A 19,567-nucleotide genomic window follows, 5' to 3' on the forward strand; every position below is an offset into this window, starting at 1 on the left:
TCCCCTGTTTTTTTGGCGTTCATAGCCTGTGCGCTTGTTATCGGCATTGCGCTGTTTCTTGAGTATGAGGCGGGGCTGACACCCTGTGCTTTGTGCATTCTTCAACGCACCTGTGTGGTTACGTTCGGCGTCATTTCGTTGATCGCTTACCTGCATGCGCCTGGCAAGCTTGCTTGGCAGATTTATTCTTCAATGCTGCTGCTTATTGCCTTGGCTGGTGCAATGATTGCGGGGCGACAGGTTTGGTTGCAGACGATACCGGCTCAAGATTCAATGTCATGCTTGCCAGGTTTCGAGTATTTGTTTGAAATAATGTCTATTAGCCAAGCCTTATCGCGCCTTTTCGAGAGTGGGGTAAATTGCGATGAGGTCACTTGGACACTGTTTGAAATGAGTGTTCCTGAATGGAGTCTGCTGGCCTTCGTAGGTTTGATTGTGTTCGCAACCTATCAGTTGTTTCAACGTGAGCCTGCTAGCGTAGACCACGAATAGTCGAATTCCCAAGCCCTTCAAGATTAAACACTTGTATGAACTTTCTCTCCTGCGTACCTTGATGGGGTTGGTGTGCGGGCATAATCTGGTCCGTACGCGTTATTGGAAATATGGCGTTTATGTGGCTTCATCAGACCCGTCTCTAACCCAGAGACGTACTAGAAGTCTGGGGAGGCGGTACACAGCCGCATGACCCTGAAGGGAAGAGAGAAACCATCATGCTGGAAAGTTGCAAGAATGCTCAGGAGCGTTGGGGCGGAGTTCATAAGCTGATTGATCGCTGGCTTGACGACCGCCAACAGCTTGTACGCGACTACGATGCACTCGGCGATACGCCGGAAGCATTGGCTGCAGACCGCGAAGCCCTCCAGGATTTCTGTAGAGTTTTGGTCGACTATGTTTCGGCCGGGCATTTCGAAGTCTACGAACAGTTGACCAGTGAGGCGAAGGCCTTCAACGACGAGCGTGGCCTGGATCTGGCCAAACAAATCTATCCTCGAATCGACGTCATTACAGAGTTTGCGTTAGCATTTAACGACCGCTGTGACAAAGGTGATTGCTCTGACGCGAACCTCGTTGCTGCAGAGTTTAAAAAGCTTGGCAATCTGTTGCACGAACGCTTCGAACTCGAAGACTGCCTGATCGAAGTGCTGCACAACTCCCACAAGACGCCTGACGCTATTGAGGTCTGACGTCTGCGATTGCCCCGGGTGCGCTCCCGGCGCCCCGGTTGTTGCTGGTCCTGTTATTGAGCAACGGCCATCAATTCGATCTCAAATACCAGCGGTGTGTACGGGTCGATAAGATCGCCCGCACCTTCGGCGCCATATGCTTGTGCGGAAGGTATCACTAGCCGCCATTTCGCACCCACCGGCATTCCCTGCAGAGCACTGGTCCATCCAGCTATTACGCTGTCCAGGCGAAACCATTGTGGTTGGGTGTTTTGATCGAAGATGGTTCCGTCAGGCAATCGACCCACGTAACGCACTTGCACCCTATCCGACGCAGTTGGTTTCGGCCCGGTGCCGGGCTTCAGCTCCGTCATCAACACGCCATCCGCCAGTACCTGCACCCCTGGCTTCGCTTTTTCGGCAGATAGAAAACGTTGTTCTGTACTCATTGCCGCTTCGCTTTGCGGCTCAGGCGCAGATGCGGGTGCGGGTGCATCTTCGGACTGCGTTACCGTGGCATCGTGATCCCTGAGAATCTGTTCGATTCGCTCCTCTTTGAGCGCCAGCGTTTTGCCTTGGTAGGCTTGCTGCAGGCCATCGATCAGCGCCTGGATCTGCAAGTCAGGAACTTCCTGGCGCAATCGCTGGCCAAGGCTCGCTCCGAGGCTATACGCAAGATCATGATCGCTCGCAGGAGCGGCAGTTTCGGCGGCTTGAGCAAGTGGTAGCAGTAGAAACAAAGACATTAATAGGTAGCGCGACATAGTCCACTCCAGCCTGGGAAGCGGCAATTATGCCAGCGCAAACGTCACCACGCTGCCTCGTGTGAAAGGGAATTTCATTGAACTGTTATGCGTAGTGCCCTCAATCAGTCGGGCACCCTGCAAACGTTGCCCCGTTGTAGCTGTCAACATGACCTAGCGGCGCTTCATGCAGAGGTCTAGTATGAGCCGCAACCAAGCCAGCCAGGAGGTCAGTCATGTCGGCGAAAAAGAAGCCAGTTAATACGAAGTCAGTACATACACCGTTGCATTTGCTCCAACAGCTTTCAAGCAGCCTGCTCGAACATTTGGAAAATGCCTGCTCGCAGGCAATGACCGACGCTGAAAAAATGCTCGCGAAATTGGAAAAGCAGCGCGGTAAAGCCCAAGAAAAGCTACACAATTCGCGCATCAAGCTACAGGATGCTGCTACCGCAGGAAAAGCCAAGGCACAAGCTAAAGCGAAGCAGGGTGTGTCCGAACTCGAAGAGTTACTCGACGCTCTCAAGTCGCGTCAGACTGAAACGCGCACCTACATCCTTCAGCTCAAGCGCGATGCTCAAGAGAGCCTGAAACTGGCCCAAGGCATCGGTCGTGTCAAAGACGCAGTGGGCAAAACGTTGACTCTGCGTGCAGCCAAGCCTGTGGCAGTTAAAGCTCCCGCGCCGGTTGCCACCGCCAAACCGGTTAAAGCTCCTGCGGCCAAACCCGCGACAAAAGCTGCTGCCGTTAAGCCTGCTGCGAAAACTGCTGCGAAGGCACCAGCGGTGGCAAGTGCTGCAAAACCCCTTGCTGCCAAAGCTGCGGTGGCTAAATCACCTCCTAAAGTAGCGGGTGCCAAAGCTGTCGTTAAACCGGTAGCTAAAGGGGCTGCTGTAAAAGCACCTGCCGTAAAAGCGCCTGCAAAAGCCCCCGTTAAAGTCGTTGCCGCTAAAGCCCCGGTCAAAGCCGCTGCTAAACCAGCCGCTAAACCCGCACCAGTAAAAGCCGCTGCGAAACCTGCTGCCGCCAAGCCAGCGGTTAAATCGGCAACATCGTCAGCGTCTACCGTCTCGACTGCAACCGCACCTGCGGCGTCGACTCCAGCGGTAACGGCAACGCCTGCCAGCGCTTCCTAAGGCTGGTCCACCGCGACGCGCAGCACTTGCAGCGCGTCGCGGTTTTCTTGGGCTGCATCCGCGGCAAGCCCCTCCAGCCACGCGACTAAATCCCCTGTAATTCCCGTTGACCAGTCCTGTGTCAGTGTTTCCAGACGCGACAGCAACGTGCGCTCGGCGCTCAACTCCAATCCCTTTACGTGCTCACGCAAGTCTCGCCATTCGATATCATCGACTGCCGCACGTCGCCAATGCGCGCGCAATGCCCTAAGCGGTTGCACCACCTCGTTGTACCACGGCGTGGCCAATTGTCTGATTTCGCACAAACGCTCAGCCGAGCAAACGACGCCCCGTTGCCCTAACCAGGCGCCACATAAGAGCGTGCAAACATTGGCTCCGCTGGCTTGCAGGCGCAGACAAGCCTGCTCAACGCCCGGTCGGGCATAGAGATTAACGGTGAAACTCCAAAGATCAGAAGGCATAGTCATCTACTTGTTTGGAACGAAGCTGGTAGACTCCGCCGCCATTATGATTCGACTTCAAAACCTGACTTTACAGCGTGGCCCGCAACGTCTGCTAGAAGACGCCGAGTTAACGCTGCACGCCGGTCACAAAGCCGGCCTGATCGGTGCCAATGGCGCCGGAAAATCCAGCCTCTTCGCTTTGATGCGGGGTGAGCTTACTCCCGATTCTGGTGACTGCCTGCTGCCCGCCGATTGGCGCATCGCACACATGCGCCAGGAGATCGAGACTCTTGATCGCCTGGCCGTGGATTATGTCCTCGACGGAGACATACGCCTTCGTCAGGCCCAGAGCGATTTGGCGGCTGCCGAGCTGGCTCAAGATGGCTCCGCTCAAGCACGGTTTCACGCGGAGCTGGACGGTGCCGACGGCTACACGGCCGACGCCCGAGCCCGTAAGTTGCTCGCCGGTCTGGGCTTTACCAACGAACAGATGGATCGACAGGTCGGAGATTTTTCCGGTGGCTGGCGTATGCGTTTGAACCTGGCCCAGGCACTGATGTGTCCCTCGGACCTGTTGTTGCTCGATGAGCCCACCAATCACTTGGACCTTGATGCCATTCTATGGCTTGAAGACTGGCTCAAGAGCTACAGCGGCACTTTGCTGCTGATCTCCCACGATCGCGACTTTCTCGATGCAGTGGTTGATCACATCGCCCATGTCGAACAGAAAAAGATCATCCTCTATCGTGGTGGCTACAGCGCCTTCGAGCGCGCTCGCGCCGAGCGTCTGGCCCAGCAGCAGCAGGCGTACGACAAGCAGCAAGTAGCACGCGCGCACATGGAAAAATTCATTGCGCGCTTTAGGGCTCAGGCCACTAAGGCTCGTCAGGCTCAAAGCCGAATGAAAGCCCTTGAGCGTATGGAGGAGCTGTCAGCCGCACATGTCGATTCACCGTTCGACTTCACCTTTCGTGAGTCCGATAAAATATCCAGCCCGCTGCTGGATATGTCCGATGCTCGCTTGGGTTACGGCGAAAGGGCTGTACTGGAAAAGGTCAAATTGCAGCTCACACCGGGTGCTCGAATCGGCTTGCTCGGCCCTAACGGTGCGGGTAAATCGACCCTGATCAAAAACCTTGCCGGTGAGCTTGAGCCGTTGAGTGGCCGATTGGTCCGTGGCGAGAACCTTATCGTGGGCTATTTCGCTCAGCATCAGTTGGACTCCCTCGATTCCAAAGCCAGCCCGCTTCTGCATTTGCAGCGTATTGCACCGACCGAGCGTGAACAGACCTTACGCGACTTTCTCGGTGGTTTTGACTTCCGTGGCCCGCGTTTGGACGAACCCGTACTGAATTTCTCCGGTGGCGAAAAAGCCCGATTGGCCTTGTCGTTGATTGCCTGGGGCAAGCCGAACCTGCTGTTGCTCGATGAGCCGACCAACCACCTGGACTTGGAAATGCGCCTGGCATTGACTATGGCGCTTCAGGAGTTCAGTGGCGCGGTGTTGGTGGTTTCTCACGATCGACACCTGCTTAAGAGCACCACAGATGACTTCTTGCTGGTGGCCGATGGCTTGGTGCAGACCTTCGACGGCGATCTTGAAGATTACGCTCGCTGGTTGGTGGACTATCGCCTGCGCAACGCACCGGTCAGCAACACGCCGGTCAATCCTGATAAGACCGACAAAAAAGCCCAGCGCCAACAGGCCGCGGCTTTACGTCAACAGCTGGCGCCGCACAAGCGTGAGGCCGATAAGCTCGAACGCGACCTCGGTACACTGCATGAAAAGCTTGCCACGGTAGAAGCGGGGCTGGCCGATAGCACGAATTACGACGCGGCGAACAAAGACAAACTGCGCGACTTGCTGGCCGATCAGGCCAAGTTGAAAATTCGGGAAGCTGAGTTGGAAGAAACCTGGATGGAAGCGCTAGAGCTGCTGGAAAGCATGCAGGCCGAGTTGGAAGCGCTGTCCTCATAGCTGCCTTCATATACTGCTGAGGTGAGAGATGTTACTTGAAACGTGGCTGGCCTTCTTCGCCGCTTGTTGGGTGATCAGCCTGTCTCCGGGTGCCGGCGCTATTGCGTCAATGTCATGCGGTTTGCGCTACGGTTTTTGGCGCGGTTACTGGAACGCCCTCGGCCTGCAAGTTGCTTTGGTACTGCAAATCGCGATTGTTGCCGCTGGGCTGGGCGCAGTTCTCGCAACATCTGCATTGGCGTTCAGTCTGATCAAATGGTTTGGCGTGTTCTATCTGGTCTACCTCGCCGTCAAACAATGGCGTGCCTTGGCGATCGACATGGCCAATGACGATGCGGTCAGTCCGATCGGTCGTCCACTGAGCTTGGTGATGCGCGGATTTCTGGTGAACATCAGTAATCCGAAGGCGCTGGTGTTCATGCTGGCAATCCTGCCGCAGTTCATTGATCCGATTCGGCCTTTGCTAGCCCAATACTTGATTATTTCTGTGACCATGGTTGTTGTGGATCTGACGGTCATGGCGGGATATACCGGTCTGGCATCGCGGGTACTAAGGTTGTTGCGCACACCTAAACAACAGCGCCGCATGAACCGTACCTTCGCTGGGCTGTTCGTAGGCGCTGCTGCCTTTTTAGCAACTATCCACCGCGTCACGATCTGACCCGCAGACCCTCCCAGCGCCGGTACGGCAACGCATATTGCCGCAGACAGCGAGGGATTGGCTCGCTTGCGAACGCCCGTCATTCTCTCGCTGATTTCCAAAGAAAAACGCGGGCGCTTTCATTGCGCTTTCATTGGCAAGCCCAATAGGTGGCTTGGTCCGACTGTAAGTTGAATCGCCGGATCGTTTAACGGCTGCGGTCGAGCGCGCTCCTGCAAGTTCTTCCCAGAATAGGTACGCTCGCAGCGGTTGCGTTAAGATCCTGCTCATTCCATCCCGTCTTCCCGGTCGACCTAAACATGGCTCCCCGCATTAAAACCCGTGAGCGTATCGTGCATATCAGTCTAGAGCTGTTCAATCAGCAGGGTGAGCGAAGCGTCAGCACCAACCATATTGCGGCGCACATGGAGATTTCTCCGGGCAATCTGTATTACCACTTTCCCAATAAGCAGGCGATTATCGCTGAGCTGTTTGCTGCATATGAAACGCTGGTGGACAGTTTTTTGCGCTTGCCTAAAGGCCGTTTGCCTGGTCTTGAAGACAAGCGCTTTTATCTACGAGAGCTGCTCGACGGCATGTGGCGCTATCGTTTTTTGCACCGTGACCTGGAGCATTTTCTGGAAGCCGATCCAGAATTGGCCGCGCGCTACAGGCGGTTTTCCCAGCGCTGCATGGTTCACGGCATGGCGATCTATGGCGGGTTTGTCGAAGCTGGCATTCTGCAGATGGACAAAGTGCAGATTGAATCGCTGACCCTGAACGTCTGGATTATCCTCACCTCGTGGGTGCGCTTTCTATGCACCACAACCGAAAATGCCACGCGGCTCAGTGAAGAAGCCCTGCGGCGAGGCGTTTACCAAGTGTTGATGTTGGAGTTGGGTTATGTCACCCCACACGCACGCGGTGCAGTGAATGCATTGTGCGAAGAATTTTATGTGCCGTTGAACCGGGCGCTGCAAGAAATGAGCTGATGCCTGGGTTTGAATCAACTTTTTCCATAGAGGAGCCTGTCATGTCTATTGCGCAATTGATCAGCTCGGAACAACTGGCTGCCCGTCTGGGGGAACCAGGGTTGGTGATTCTGGATTGCCGCTTCGCCTTGGAAGACCCGGAATATGGCCACAGCAGCTATGCCGAAGGGCATATTGCCGGTGCGCTGTTTGCGGATCTGGAACGTGACTTTAGCGGTCCCGTGACTAAGGGTGTAACCGGCCGGCATCCGTTGCCAAACCCGGTTGATTTGACCCGGCGCTTGCAGGCGTGGGGCGTTAATCAGGACAGCGACATCGTGCTTTACGACGATGCTCCCGGTGCATTCGCCGCGCGGGCCTGGTGGTTGTTGGTGTGGTTGGGCAAGCGCGATGGCTTGTATTTGCTTGATGGCGGATTGAAAGCCTGGCATGCGGCGGGTCAAAAACTCAGTCTGGATGTGCCCGACGTTCAAAAGGGAGCGTTCACCGGGCATGCAGACGAGTCGCTGCTAGTAAGCGCAGAAGCGTTGCAAGCGCGTTTTGGCCAGCCGGAAATGACATTAATCGATGCTCGCGCCGAACCGCGTTTTCGGGGCGAAGTCGAGCCGATCGATCCCGTCGCCGGCCATATTCCCGGCGCAGTGTGTGCCGCATTCAACGAGAACCTTGGGCCGGATGCGCGCTTCTTGCCGGTCGACCAACTCAAGCGGCGTTTCGCGGCAAAACTGGAAGACCGCTCACCCGAGGATTTGGTGGCTTACTGCGGTTCAGGGGTGACGGCATGCCATAACCTCTTCGCACTGAGCTTGGCGGGCTATCCGATGGGCAAGCTGTACGCCGGATCGTGGAGCGAGTGGATAACCGACCCGACCCATAAAATCGCCACGGGTGCTTGATCAGTGCCACTTCACCTTTCTACAGATGTCGGTGTTTTTTTAGATTTGCCCCAGCGCCCAGCGCAGCAGGAAGAACACCAGCAATCCGCCACCAATTGATGCCAGTAAATTACGGCTGAGGGCGGCGATGGCAATGGTGGCTAATCCTGCCAGCAAATATGCGTTGTTCAGGGTCAGTTGCCAATGTTCGCCGTCAGGCAGGAGCATGCCGGGCACAACAATCGCGGTAAGCACGGCGGTTGGCACGTAATGCAGTCCTTGGCGAACCACCGGCGGGAAGCGCAAATTCGGCCAGGCGAACAAGCTGTAACGCATCAAAAAGGTAATCGAGGTCATGCCGAGGATCAGCCACCAATAGCTCACGAATGCACCTCGTTGCTAGACGTGTCGGCTTGCTCGGTGCACCGACGTTCCAGCAGAACGCCTACCGCTATGCCGCAGGAGGCCGCCGCCATCAATCCGAGTTTGTACGGCCAGGCATGTGTGATCAGTGCTACCGCGCCTGCCGCCAGCGCCGCCGCCACTTGCGGTCGGTTGCGCAGCAAGGGCACGACGATGCCGATAAAAGTTGCGAGCATGGCGAACTCCAACCCCCAGCTGGCCATATTCGGAACGGCTTCGCCAAACAAGACGCCCACCAAGGAACTGCCGACCCAGCAGGTGTACAGCGCGCTGGCGACACCGAGCCAATACCAGTGCGCGAGCGTGGAGCGGCCGTGCACCAGGTAATAACGCTGAACCACCGCAAAGGTTTCATCGGTCAGCCAAAACGCCAACACTACGCGCCAGCGCTGGGGTAGCTCATTCACCTGCGGTTGCAGCGTAGCGCTGTACAGGACGTGACGCAGGTTGACGATGAAGGTGGTCAGCAAAATCACCACCGCACTGGCGCCTGCGCCCATAAGGCTGACGACGATGAATTGCGCGGAACCGGCATAGACGAACAGCGACATGCCAACCGCCTGCCACAGCGATAATCCGCCTGCCCCGGCCAGGGTGCCGAAAATAATGCCAAAAGGCGCAATGCCAACCAGCATTGGAGCGCTGTCGCGAAGGCCTCGGGAAAAAAGTTGATAACGGGACATGGGTCGCTCCTTGAGCCCGCAATAGTAGGCGGTCTAGAAAAGCGCGTCTTGAACGATTGTGCGCTTAGATCAATCAGCGACCTGCGAACCCACGCCATGAGCCGTGCTCAACCAGGACGGAATCCGCCGTTCGAGGTAATAGCTGGGGTTTCTCAGCGAACCCTCAACGAACCCGACATGTCCGCCTCGGGCATGAAGCTCGAAGTGTGTGCTCGATGACAGTTCGTTGGGGTCTGGCACGCTGTGAAGAAACACGAAGGGATCATCGGCCGCGTGAATAATCAGCGTGGGCGTGCGGATTTCTCCTAAAAAATAGCGGCTGGAAGCACGGCGGTAATAGTCTTTGGCATCGACAAACCCGTGCAGCGGCGCCGTGACCCGACCATCAAAATCCCAGAACGTACGCATATTCTCCAGCGACCCCAGCGCTGAAAGCTCGGCCAATCCTTCGCTTAGCCCTTCGTGCTGGAAACGCCGCTGTTTGTCTCGGATGTAGGCGACCATCTCGCGCATGAAGTGCGCCTGGTAGACCTTGGAAAAACCTTGGCCGATCCGATCCGCGCTTTGATCCAGACGAAACGGTACTGAAACCGCGACGGCGCCCTGTAACTCGCTGTTTACGCCTTCTTCCCCGAGGTATTTGAGTAAGACGTTGCCACCGAGGGAGTAGCCGACTGCGTACAACAGCGACAATGGTCGCTTGGCACGGATATGAGCGACAACACTGGCAAGATCCTCGCTGGCGCCGGAGTGGTAGCTGCGTGGCAGCAGATTAGGTTCCCCGGAGCAACCGCGCCAGTTCAACGCCACACTGGCCCAGCCTTGCCAGGCCAACACCTGCTGTAAACCCAGTACATATAGCGAATTCGATGACCCGGTCAGGCCGTGCAACACCAGCACCAGCGGGGTATCCGTTTCGTGCGGGCCGTACCAATCGAGGTCAAGAAAGTCACCATCGGCCAACCACATCCGCTCACGTTCACGCTCAATTCGCGCTTTTTTGCGCCACAGCGGCCCCCATAAAGTTTGCAGGTGCGGATTTCCCAAGCCCAAGGCAGGGATAAAGCGTTCGGCGGGCGTTGGCAAAGCAGATCGGATAGGCACGTTATTACTCATGGCGATTCACGGTTACTGCTTAATCGCTACGTTGCCACAACTGTGGAACGGCGTGCGGAGGTTTTTGACCAACTGTAAGAGCCAGTGTATTGAGAGGTATAACGCGGTTTGCCTAACACGAGGTGTCGCCAACAATTTGCTCCTTGAGTATCGCTTTGAAGCGGTGCGCCAGGCACACCGCTGTCAATTACCGCTGCCACAACGCGTAATAAACCTGACCCGCTTTCTTCTCGCGGTGCAAGCGCCAAGTGCCGGGGACGCCAATAGTTGCCGGTGGTATCTCGCTTTCGGTGTAGACCAACGCTTCATCGGCCAACCAGTTGCGCTCTTCCAGCAGCGCGCAGGCTGTCGGCAACAAGCCTTGGTGAAAGGGCGGGTCGAGGAACACTACATCAAATTGCTCGGCAGGCTGGCCTTCCAAATGGCGCAATGCATCGGTATGGACCAACTGCCCAGTCGTGCAGTCGAGGGCGGTTAAATTGTGCCGCAGGCTGGCGATGGCCCCGCCGCTGGAGTCTAGGGCCAAGGCCATGCTCGCGCCACGGGACAGCGCCTCAAGGTACAGCGCCCCGCTGCCTGCGAACAGATCGAGGACACGAGCGCCTTCGATGGTCGGCGCCAGCCAGTTGAACAAGGTTTCACGCACGCGATCTGGCGTAGGGCGCAGACCGGGAGCGTCAGGGAAAGTCAGGCGACGGCTGCGCCATTGGCCGCCGATGATGCGCAGTTGACCCAGGCCGTTGTGGCCCTTAGGTCTTGGATTAGCCATTAATGCTCCGGTACGCCAAGCAGCTGCTTGACGGGGTTATCTGTTGGGGGCGGTAACTCCTTTTGCGCGACGGTCGGACCGGCGGTAACAATTACCATTTTGTCCGCGCTCAGGTGCTTGTTCATCGCCGTTTTGACCTGCTCGACCGTGGTGCTCTGGGCTTTCTGCATGAAGTCTTCAAGGAACGTCAGCGGTAAATCATAGAAACCGATAGCGCCCAATTGGCCAACAATCTCGGCATTGCTCGCCGTGGACAGTGGGAAACTGCCGGCCAATTCGCGCTTGGCGTCGTCCAGTTCTTTCTGGGTCGGACCTGTAGCGAGAAAGTCTCGCACGATGCCCTGAACCAGTTTAAGCGTGTTTTCGCTGAGTTCAGCGCGAGTTTGCAAAGCAATCAAAAACGGACCCTGGGCTTCCATTGGCGTGAAACCTGACGAAACACCATAGGTCAGGCCACGTCTCTCACGCACCTCAGTCATCAGGCGGCTGCCGAAACCTCCGCCGCCCAGTATCGAATTGCCCAATGTCAGCGCGACATAGTCCGGGTCATTACGGTCAATTCCCAGCTGCGCGAGCATCAAGTGGGTTTGTTTGGAGGCGAACTCGATGTGGGTTTCGCCCGCTATTGGTGCCACAGGTTCGGCTATTTTTGGCAATGCAGGGCCTTTAGGCAATGCGGCGGATACCTGAGCCGCTATAGCTTCGGCTTCTGATCGAGACAGGTCGCCTACAAGCGCAATCACCACATTGCCCGTTGAGTAAGCCTTGGCGTGGAACGCTTTGAGTTGCGCAACGGTAATCGGGGTCACGCTTTTAGCCGTACCTTCACTTGGGTGCGCGTAAGGGTGCTCTGCATAAAGACGTTCAAAAAGTTCGTTGCCGGCCAACCTGCCGGGGTTTTGTTTTTGATATTCAAACCCGGCCAGCAATTGGTTTTTGATCCGTACCAACGACTCTTTAGGAAACGTCGGTTTGCCCACTATATCGGCGAACAGCTTTAGCGCAGGCTTGCGTTTATCCAAGGCGCTTAGACTGCGCAACGAAACTACCGCCATGTCGCGATAAGCGCCATTGCCAAAGTTCGCGCCCAAACCGTCAAAGCCTTCAGCGATGGCGCCGACATTTTTTCCTGGCACGCCTTCGTTGAGCATGGCGTTAGTCAAGACAGCAATACCGGGAATGCCCTGATCCTGGCTGCTGCCTGCGGCGAAAATCAGGCGCATGTCGAACATGGGCAGCTCGGGAGCTTCAACAAACATGACCTTGGCGCCCTCAGAGGTTTTCCACGTCTGAATGTTCATCTTGCGGTGGGCTGGCGGCTTGCCGTCGAGTTCTTTCAACGATTGCAGAGTGTAGGCCGGAGCCATTGTGTCGGGCGCAGGGTCATTGGCTTTGGCCGAGAGCGTGATGAACAGACCCAGCACCGTGGCCACAGTCAAATGCATAGCCTTGTGCTCAATCATGTTTTTTCTCCTCAGGCAAAACGTGCGCAACGCTAAGACGTTCGCGGATGAAGTAAGTGCGCGCAGCTTTTTGAATATCGGCTGGGGTGACGTGTTTGATCGCGTCCAGTTCTTGGTCGATGAGTTTCCACGACAAGCCGACGCTTTCAAGTTCGCCAATGGTGCTGGCCTGACTGCTGATCGAGTCCCGCTCGAAGACCAGCGCTGCAACCACCTGGGCTTGGACCCGTTCCAGTTCAGCGGAGGTAGGCGGGGTAGTTTTCAATTCATCCAGCAGGCGCCAGATACCTGCCTCGACATCGGCCAAGGTTTTATTTTTCTGCAGGTTAGGCGTGGCGCTGATCATGAACAGACTATCGCCACGGCTGAAAGCGTCGTAACTCGATGAGGCGCTCGCCACTAATTCCTCGCCACGCTCCAGACGTGAGGGGATACGGGCACTGTAGCCACCGTCGAGCAATGCGGAAATCAGGCGCAAGGCATTGACCAAGCTTTTGTCTTCGGCGGTGGCCATGCTTGGAACATTGAAGCCGTATATAAGGCTTGGCAGTTGAGTCTGTACATGTAGGGTAATGAGCCGTTCACCGGGTTCGGCCAGTTCCAGCGGAATTTTCGAGGGCGGTGTCTCCCGACGGGGGATTGGACCGAAGTAGCGTTGCGCCAAGGCTTTCACTTCATCAGGCTGCACATCGCCAACCACTACCAGCGTGGCGTTGTTCGGTACGTACCAGGATTGATACCAATGGCGCAGTTCGGCGACGTCCATTCGATTGAGGTCGGCCATCCAGCCGATGGTCGGGGTGTGATAACCGCTGGCGGGAAAAGCCATTGCTTTGAAGCGCTCGAAGGCTTTCGAAATGGGCTTATCATCGGTGCGCAGCCGACGCTCCTCTTTGATTACTTCGATTTCGCGGATAAATTGCTCGGGCGGCAATAACAGGCTGGCCATCCGATCTGCTTCCAATTCGAAGGCTACGCCCAGACGATCACGAACCAATACTTGGTAATAGGCGGTGTAGTCGTCACTGGTGAAAGCGTTTTCTTGTGCGCCGAGGTCACGCAGGATCAACGAAGCTTGGCCAGGACCGACGTGCTTACTGCCTTTGAACATCATGTGTTCAAGGGCGTGGGACAAACCGGTCTTGCCGGGAGTTTCATAGCTGGAGCCGACTTTGTACCACACCTGGGAAACCACCACGGGGGCGCGGTGATCTTCGCGAACGATGACTTTAAGGCCATTATCCAAAGTGAATTCGTGGGTAGATTGCGGAACTGCGGCCAGTGCTGAAAAAGGCAGACAAACCGCGCTGAACAGCAGGCCTGCAGCGCGGCGGGAGAAAGCATTCATTCGTGTTTGAACCTGTGAGGCGGCCTGCTTGAACTTAGCGTAGGCGGGCGCGGAGGTGCTAGGATACGGGTCCGTTTGGCTGCCGACCACGGCTAGAGCAGTTCTTGTGTTGTTACTTGTGTTTTAGTAGCTGATTGAGCGCCGACAAATCCGCAGAAATGACGTTTTCAGGCCCGTTTATTCTTTGCTTATCTATAGCTGAGTGTGAACAAGGCGGGTCAAAAGCAGTCTGTTTCGCATTGACAGAACTTCCAGACCCGCCGTTATGGCGCGTCGCTACCTTGAGATAGCCGTCCTCCATGTTTGGTTCCAATGACGACAAGAAGACCTCAGCTCCGGCTGCAGAGAAGAAAGGCCTATTCGGTTGGCTGCGCAAAAAGCCGCAGGAAACCGCTGCCGATCAGCCTCAAGACGAAACTTCAGCAGCGCCCGAGCCGGCCATCGACCAGGCTCAGGTGGCCGTTGATCCGTCATTCGCGTCGCAGTTAGAGCCTGGGACTCTGCTCGATCCTGCGGTACAAGCGCATCCGCCCGAAAGCCTTGCGCCCAAACCCTGGCTGGTGTTGCCGGTTGCAGAAGAGTCCGTTGCTTTGGTTGACGAGCGTGAACCCCACGTAACGCCCGCGATCGCGCCGCAGGATAATTCAACCGTGCAGCCGCTGCCTGGAGTGATCGCTGAACCGCTAGTTGCGGTTGACCCGGTGCCGGTACCCGAGCCGGTCATCGTCTCTGAAGCACCGGTCAAGTCTGAGCCGATTATCGTCGTCGAAGCACTCGCCGTTGCGGCGCCCGTTTCACTTTCCGCACTGGAGGTTGAATCGGCACCCACCGAAGCCAACAAAATAGGATTTTTCGCCCGTCTCAAACAGGGATTGTCGAAAACCAGCGCCAGTCTTGGCGAGGGCATGGCCAGCTTGTTTCTCGGCAAAAAGGCCATTGACGATGACCTGCTCGAAGAAATCGAAACCCGCTTATTGACCGCTGACGTGGGCGTCGAAGCCACGTCCGTGATCATTCAAAGCCTGACCCAAAAAGTCGCGCGCAAGCAGTTGACCGACAGTGACGCCCTTTATAAATCCTTGCAAGACGAGCTGACCGCACTGCTCAAGCCGGTTGAACAGCCGCTGGTAATCACCGGTCAGCAAAAGCCATTTGTGATTTTGGTGGTGGGCGTCAACGGCGCGGGTAAAACCACTACCATTGGCAAGTTGGCGAAGAAACTTCAGCTCGAAGGCAAGAAGGTCATGCTGGCGGCTGGCGACACTTTCCGCGCAGCGGCCGTGGAGCAATTGCAGGTGTGGGGCGAGCGCAACAATATTCCAGTCATCGCCCAGCATACTGGCGCTGACTCGGCTTCGGTTATCTTCGATGCGGTGCAGGCCGCCAAGGCACGGGGTATCGATGTGTTGATCGCCGATACTGCTGGCCGTTTGCATACCAAAGACAACTTGATGGAAGAATTGAAAAAAGTTCGCCGGGTCATGGGCAAGCTTGACATTGAGGCGCCCCATGAGGTTTTGCTTGTGCTGGATGCCGGCACCGGGCAAAACGCGATCAATCAGGCCAAGCAATTCCACCAGACCGTGACCCTGACCGGTTTGGCGCTGACGAAACTCGACGGCACGGCCAAGGGCGGCGTTATTTTTGCGCTGGCCAAGCAATTCGGGTTGCCGATCCGTTATATCGGCGTCGGTGAAGGCATCGACGATTTACGCACTTTTGAAGCCGAACCCTTTGTTCAAGCTCTGTTTGCCGAGCGGGAGCGCACATGATTCGTTTTGAACAAGTCGGAAAACGTTATGCAAATGGTCATGTGGGTCTGCACGAGCTGAGCTTTCGAGTCCGTCGCGGTGAATTCTTATTCGTCACCGGCCACTCGGGGGCGGGTAAAAGTACGTTGTTGCGCCTATTGCTGGCGATGGAGCGGCCCACCACTGGCAAGCTGTTACTTGCAGGCCAGGATCTAGGGAAAATCAGCACCGCTCAGATTCCTTATTTGCGTCGCCAGATAGGGGTGGTCTTTCAGAATCACCAATTGTTGTCTGACCGTACGGTGTTCAATAACATTGCCTTGCCTTTACAAATCCTGGGTTTGTCCAAAGGCGAAGTCACAAAACGCGTCGATTCGGCCTTGGAGCGCGTTGCGCTCTCCGACAAAACCGATCTCTACCCTGGCGACTTATCCACCGGCCAGCAACAGCGCGTCGGTATAGCTCGAGCCATTGTCCACCGCCCAGCCTTACTGCTGGCGGATGAGCCGACCGGTAATCTCGATCCACGACTGGCAGCCGAAATCATGGGCGTGTTCGAAGATATCAACCGTCTCGGCACCAGCGTGTTGATCGCCAGTCACGACTTGGCGCTGATTGCAAGGATGCGTCATCGTATGCTGACCCTGCAACGCGGTCGATTGATCGGTGACGGGGAGGCGGCGGTATGAGTGCTACACGTACCCCAAAAGTATCGGAGCGGGTTTCACCCAAGGCCGCCGAACCGGCGCCGCAGAAAAAGAAAAAGCAGCACGATGACGACGATGGCCCCGATTTCAGCGCACAGTTGAATGCGTGGCTCGAAGCGCATCGCTCAAGCATGGTTGATAGTTTGCGGCGTCTGGGCAAACAGCCAATTGGCAGTTTTTTTACCTGTCTGGTGATGGCCATTGCGCTGAGCTTACCCATGGGATTGTCGCTGCTGCTAAGCAATGTTGAGCGGCTAGGCGGCTCCTGGCAGCGTGCGGCGCAGATCTCACTTTATTTAAAGCTTGATGCTGACGTCAGTGATGGCGAGCAACTGCGTGAACAGATTAAAGGCATGCCCGGCGTTGCCGACGCGGAGTACATCAACAGTGATCAGGCGTTGGCTGAGTTTCAGCAGCAATCAGGATTGGGTGAAGCCCTTAAGGAGCTGCCGCAGAACCCACTTCCGGGTGTGGTGTTAGTCACGCCGCAGGAAGTCGATAAACCAGCGCTCGAAGCGTTGCGCGGTCGCCTTGCGCAACTACCCAAGGTGCAACAGGCTCAGCTCGACCTGGTGTGGGTTGAGCGGTTGGCCGCGATTTTAAAGCTGGGTGATCGTTTTGTTTTCGGCCTAACGGTATTGCTGGTATTGGCGCTGCTTTTGGTAATTGGTAACACAATTCGTTTGCACATCGAAAATCGCCGAACCGAGATCGAAGTTATCAAATTGGTGGGCGGTACAGACAGTTATGTACGTAGACCTTTTTTGTATATGGGCGCGCTGTATGGCTTAGGGGCAGGTTTTCTGTCTTGGGGCGTACTTGCTTATGGGTTGAATTGGTTAAACGATGCTGTAATTGGACTCGCCGGTTTGTACGGAAGTGACTTCTCTCTGGCCGGCGTACCTGCAGCCGATGGTCTGTCTCTCTTGCTTGGAGCCGTGTTGTTAGGGTATATCGGTGCTTGGATTGCGGTAGCCCGTCACTTAAGAGAGCTGGCGCCTCGTTAATTTTTACCTTGTGTTGACACATTCAGCGGTTTCGGGAACTTGTCTACTGGTTCCCCGGTCAATTTCGCAGTGCTGAACTGCACATGTCATGTGAGTCGGAGGTTTTTTTCGTATGACCACTTCTTTACAACCTGTTTATGCATTAGTTCCAGGCGCAAATCTGGAGGCCTACGTGCAGACGGTCAACAGCATTCCATTGCTGACGCCTGAACACGAGCGTGAACTGGCTGAGAGTCTCTATTATGAGCAGGATCTTGGGGCTGCTCGTCAGATGGTCCTCGCCCACCTGCGTTTTGTTGTACACATCGCACGCAGCTATTCTGGATATGGTCTGGCCCAGGCTGACCTGATTCAGGAAGGTAACGTTGGCTTGATGAAGGCCGTCAAACGCTTCAACCCTGAAATGGGTGTGCGTTTGGTGTCGTTTGCCGTGCATTGGATCAAAGCAGAAATTCACGAATTCATCCTGCGCAATTGGCGCATTGTCAAAGTCGCCACAACCAAGGCGCAGCGCAAGTTGTTCTTCAATCTGCGCAGTCAGAAAAAACGTCTGGCTTGGCTGAACAACGAAGAAGTCCATCGTGTGGCGGAGAGCCTCGGTGTAGAGCCCCGCGAAGTGCGTGAGATGGAAAGTCGTTTGACGGGCCATGACATGGCCTTCGACCCGGCTGCTGAAGCGGATGACGACAGTGCTTTTCAGTCGCCTTCCAATTACCTCGAAGACCACCGTTACGACCCGGCCCGCCAGTTGGAAGACTCCGACTGGACCGATACCTCCAACGCCAATTTGCATCAAGCGCTGGAAGTTCTGGACGATCGCAGCCGCGACATTCTTTATCAGCGCTGGTTGGCTGAAGAGAAGGCTACGCTGCACGACTTGGCACAGAAGTACAACGTTTCCGCCGAACGTATTCGTCAGCTGGAAAAAAGCGCTATGAATAAGCTGAAACTGTCGATCGCTGCGTAAACCGCTACTCGACACACAAAAACGCCCCGTTCAGAGATGATCGGGGCGTTTTTTGTGTACGTCGTATCAATATCTGTAGGAGCCCCGGTTTTTGGTATTTAAAACTTGCGGCTATGGTTCAACCCCACCAGATAGTCATCCCCACCCAACTGACGCATCTGCTGGCGAATCCAGCTCGCGCGACGCGACACGTAGCTGCTGGGATGGCTAGCGCTCCATTCGCGGGGGTTGGGCAATACGGCGGCGAGGGCGCTGGCTTGTTGCGTAGACAGCGCAGCTGCGCTCACACCAAAATGATGCCGCGCTGCCGCTTCAGCACCGAACACCCCGTCGTCCCACTCGACGCTATTGAGGTAAACCTCAAGAATCCGTTGCTTGGACCAAAACACTTCGATCAAGCCGGTGAACCACACTTCCAGCCCTTTGCGCAGCCAACTGCGGCCCGACCATAAAAACAGATTTTTCGACACTTGCTGGCTTAACGTACTGGCGCCACGCACCGAGCCACCGAGTTCGTTATGCGCTATAGCCGCTTGAATCGCCTCGACATCGAAGCCCCAATGTTCGGCGAATTTCTGATCCTCTCCCGCAATCACAGCCACTTTGAGGTCGTTGGAGATCTTGTCCCACGGCTGCCAAGTGCGCTGCAACGTGATCGGCTGGGCGTCGGACCAGGATTCTATCTTTCTTTCAACCATGAGCGCGGTGCCAGGCGGAGGCACCCAGCGAAAGATCAATACCAGTACGATACTAGCCGTTGCGAACCAGAACAGGACTTTGACGAGGCGACTAAAGAGGACGCGCAGCATAGAGATGGCTTGGCCGGAGCTGTTGGGCGGGCCATTATACAGACCCTGAGCAAATGACAACCGTTGACTGGAGTTCGACATGTTTCGTGGCTTTTTGATGTTAGCCGCTTTTTTTGGCTTTACCGGTGTTGCCCTCGGCGCGTTCGCGGCACATGGGCTGAAGAACCGGCTCAGCGCCGAGTACTTGGCAATTTTCCATACGGGCGTGCTGTACCAACTTATTCACAGCCTGGCCTTGCTTGCAGTCGCATTAATTGCCATCCAGATTCCCGGCCGCTTGGTGACGTGGGCAGGGATCTCGTTTGCCATCGGCATTCTGCTGTTTTCCGGCAGTCTCTATGCGTTAACGCTGACGGGTGTCAGCAAGCTCGGCATCATCACCCCTTTTGGCGGCTTGGCGTTCTTGGTCGGTTGGGCTTTGCTCGGTCTAACGGCGTGGCGTTTGGGTGGTGTTTAAACCATGCAGTCCTGACTCTCAAGGCCAGCTTGAGACCAATGGCTCGGCTTTGCCTTGGTCATACGTACTGATCGGGCTAGAATGCTTGCCCCTAAAA

21 protein-coding genes are annotated in these 19,567 nt (G+C 55.9%); 12 read left to right on the forward strand and 9 right to left on the reverse strand.

What is annotated here, in order from left to right:
- Positions 1–12 precede the first annotated feature (12 nt).
- Positions 13–492 carry a disulfide bond formation protein B gene (locus RGW60_RS19955; RefSeq protein WP_322206199.1) on the forward strand — a complete coding sequence of 160 codons (480 nt, stop codon included), beginning with the start codon at positions 13–15 and terminating at the stop codon, positions 490–492.
- A 218-nt stretch (positions 493–710) separates the two neighbouring features.
- Positions 711–1,184: a sigma D regulator gene (rsd, locus tag RGW60_RS19960; RefSeq protein WP_322206200.1), complete on the forward strand. Its 474-nt coding sequence runs from the start codon at positions 711–713 to the stop codon at positions 1,182–1,184.
- A 53-nt stretch (positions 1,185–1,237) separates the two neighbouring features.
- On the opposite strand, the gene RGW60_RS19965 is transcribed toward rsd, so the two are convergent.
- A complete protein-coding gene (locus tag RGW60_RS19965) occupies positions 1,238–1,927 on the reverse strand; it encodes an FKBP-type peptidyl-prolyl cis-trans isomerase (RefSeq protein ID WP_322206201.1) in 690 nt (229 codons plus the stop codon).
- 215 nt (positions 1,928–2,142) lie between these two features.
- On the opposite strand from RGW60_RS19965, the gene RGW60_RS19970 reads away from it, so the two are divergent.
- Entirely contained in the window at positions 2,143–3,042 is a 900-nt protein-coding gene (locus RGW60_RS19970; protein WP_322206202.1) for an AlgP family protein, read from the forward strand.
- Here the strand turns inward: RGW60_RS19970 and RGW60_RS19975 are convergent.
- The gene (locus RGW60_RS19975) at positions 3,039–3,503 is read right to left on the reverse strand and encodes a TIGR02444 family protein (protein WP_322206203.1); all 465 of its coding nucleotides are present in this window, start codon (positions 3,501–3,503) and stop codon (positions 3,039–3,041) included. The genes RGW60_RS19970 and RGW60_RS19975 overlap by 4 nt on opposite strands.
- Before the next feature lie 46 nt (positions 3,504–3,549).
- Here RGW60_RS19975 and RGW60_RS19980 point away from each other — a divergent pair, with 46 nt between their 5' ends.
- The 4 genes from RGW60_RS19980 (at position 3,550) to RGW60_RS19995 (ending at position 7,991) form a co-directional block, all read left to right on the forward strand.
- A complete protein-coding gene (locus RGW60_RS19980; RefSeq protein ID WP_322206205.1) occupies positions 3,550–5,463 on the forward strand; it encodes an ATP-binding cassette domain-containing protein in 1,914 nt (637 codons plus the stop codon).
- Between the two features lie 28 nt (positions 5,464–5,491).
- Positions 5,492–6,124 (forward strand): LysE family transporter, encoded by a 633-nt coding sequence (locus RGW60_RS19985; RefSeq protein WP_322206206.1) that lies wholly within the window; start codon positions 5,492–5,494, stop codon positions 6,122–6,124.
- A 299-nt stretch (positions 6,125–6,423) separates the two neighbouring features.
- The gene (locus tag RGW60_RS19990) at positions 6,424–7,095 is read left to right on the forward strand and encodes a TetR/AcrR family transcriptional regulator (protein ID WP_322206207.1); all 672 of its coding nucleotides are present in this window, start codon (positions 6,424–6,426) and stop codon (positions 7,093–7,095) included.
- A 41-nt stretch (positions 7,096–7,136) separates the two neighbouring features.
- Positions 7,137–7,991: a sulfurtransferase gene (locus RGW60_RS19995; protein ID WP_322206208.1), complete on the forward strand. Its 855-nt coding sequence runs from the start codon at positions 7,137–7,139 to the stop codon at positions 7,989–7,991.
- Positions 7,992–8,030: 39 nt separating this feature from the next.
- On the opposite strand, the gene RGW60_RS20000 is transcribed toward RGW60_RS19995, so the two are convergent.
- The 6 genes from RGW60_RS20000 to RGW60_RS20025 all read right to left on the reverse strand — a co-directional run bounded on the left by RGW60_RS20000 (position 8,031) and on the right by RGW60_RS20025 (position 13,772).
- Positions 8,031–8,354, reverse strand: coding sequence for an AzlD domain-containing protein (locus tag RGW60_RS20000; RefSeq protein ID WP_322206210.1), 324 nt, complete (start codon positions 8,352–8,354; stop codon positions 8,031–8,033).
- Positions 8,351–9,076 (reverse strand): AzlC family ABC transporter permease, encoded by a 726-nt coding sequence (locus tag RGW60_RS20005; protein WP_322206211.1) that lies wholly within the window; start codon positions 9,074–9,076, stop codon positions 8,351–8,353. Before RGW60_RS20005 ends, RGW60_RS20000 begins: the two co-directional genes overlap by 4 nt.
- A 69-nt stretch (positions 9,077–9,145) precedes the next feature.
- Positions 9,146–10,192, reverse strand: a complete 1,047-nt coding sequence (locus tag RGW60_RS20010; RefSeq protein WP_322206212.1) for a hydrolase — start codon at positions 10,190–10,192, stop codon at positions 9,146–9,148.
- A gap of 187 nt (positions 10,193–10,379) precedes the next feature.
- Complete coding sequence (gene rsmD, locus RGW60_RS20015) at positions 10,380–10,961, reverse strand: 16S rRNA (guanine(966)-N(2))-methyltransferase RsmD (RefSeq protein WP_322206213.1); 582 nt, start codon at positions 10,959–10,961, stop codon at positions 10,380–10,382.
- Positions 10,961–12,424: a pitrilysin family protein gene (locus RGW60_RS20020; RefSeq protein ID WP_322206215.1), complete on the reverse strand. Its 1,464-nt coding sequence runs from the start codon at positions 12,422–12,424 to the stop codon at positions 10,961–10,963. The genes rsmD and RGW60_RS20020 overlap by 1 nt, the downstream gene beginning before the upstream one ends.
- Positions 12,417–13,772 carry a pitrilysin family protein gene (locus RGW60_RS20025; RefSeq protein ID WP_322206216.1) on the reverse strand — a complete coding sequence of 452 codons (1,356 nt, stop codon included), beginning with the start codon at positions 13,770–13,772 and terminating at the stop codon, positions 12,417–12,419. The genes RGW60_RS20020 and RGW60_RS20025 overlap by 8 nt, the downstream gene beginning before the upstream one ends.
- 299 nt (positions 13,773–14,071) lie before the next feature.
- On the opposite strand from RGW60_RS20025, the gene ftsY reads away from it, so the two are divergent.
- From ftsY to rpoH, 4 genes are all read left to right on the forward strand, one after another.
- Positions 14,072–15,544 (forward strand): signal recognition particle-docking protein FtsY, encoded by a 1,473-nt coding sequence (gene ftsY, locus RGW60_RS20030; protein ID WP_322206217.1) that lies wholly within the window; start codon positions 14,072–14,074, stop codon positions 15,542–15,544.
- Positions 15,541–16,212, forward strand: coding sequence for a cell division ATP-binding protein FtsE (gene ftsE / locus RGW60_RS20035; protein ID WP_322206218.1), 672 nt, complete (start codon positions 15,541–15,543; stop codon positions 16,210–16,212). Before ftsY ends, ftsE begins: the two co-directional genes overlap by 4 nt.
- A complete protein-coding gene (ftsX, locus tag RGW60_RS20040; protein ID WP_322206219.1) occupies positions 16,209–17,237 on the forward strand; it encodes a permease-like cell division protein FtsX in 1,029 nt (342 codons plus the stop codon). The genes ftsE and ftsX overlap by 4 nt, the downstream gene beginning before the upstream one ends.
- A 112-nt stretch (positions 17,238–17,349) precedes the next feature.
- Positions 17,350–18,204, forward strand: a complete 855-nt coding sequence (gene rpoH / locus RGW60_RS20045; protein WP_322206220.1) for an RNA polymerase sigma factor RpoH — start codon at positions 17,350–17,352, stop codon at positions 18,202–18,204.
- A 98-nt stretch (positions 18,205–18,302) separates the two neighbouring features.
- Here rpoH and mtgA read toward each other — a convergent pair whose 3' ends face one another.
- Positions 18,303–19,013 (reverse strand): monofunctional biosynthetic peptidoglycan transglycosylase, encoded by a 711-nt coding sequence (gene mtgA, locus RGW60_RS20050; RefSeq protein WP_322206978.1) that lies wholly within the window; start codon positions 19,011–19,013, stop codon positions 18,303–18,305.
- A 79-nt stretch (positions 19,014–19,092) separates the two neighbouring features.
- On the opposite strand from mtgA, the gene RGW60_RS20055 reads away from it, so the two are divergent.
- Complete coding sequence (locus RGW60_RS20055; protein ID WP_322206221.1) at positions 19,093–19,470, forward strand: DUF423 domain-containing protein; 378 nt, start codon at positions 19,093–19,095, stop codon at positions 19,468–19,470.
- The last annotated feature ends 97 nt before the right edge of the window (positions 19,471–19,567 follow it).

The organism is Pseudomonas sp. AB6 (assembly GCF_034314105.1).
Taxonomy (GTDB): domain Bacteria; phylum Pseudomonadota; class Gammaproteobacteria; order Pseudomonadales; family Pseudomonadaceae; genus Aquipseudomonas.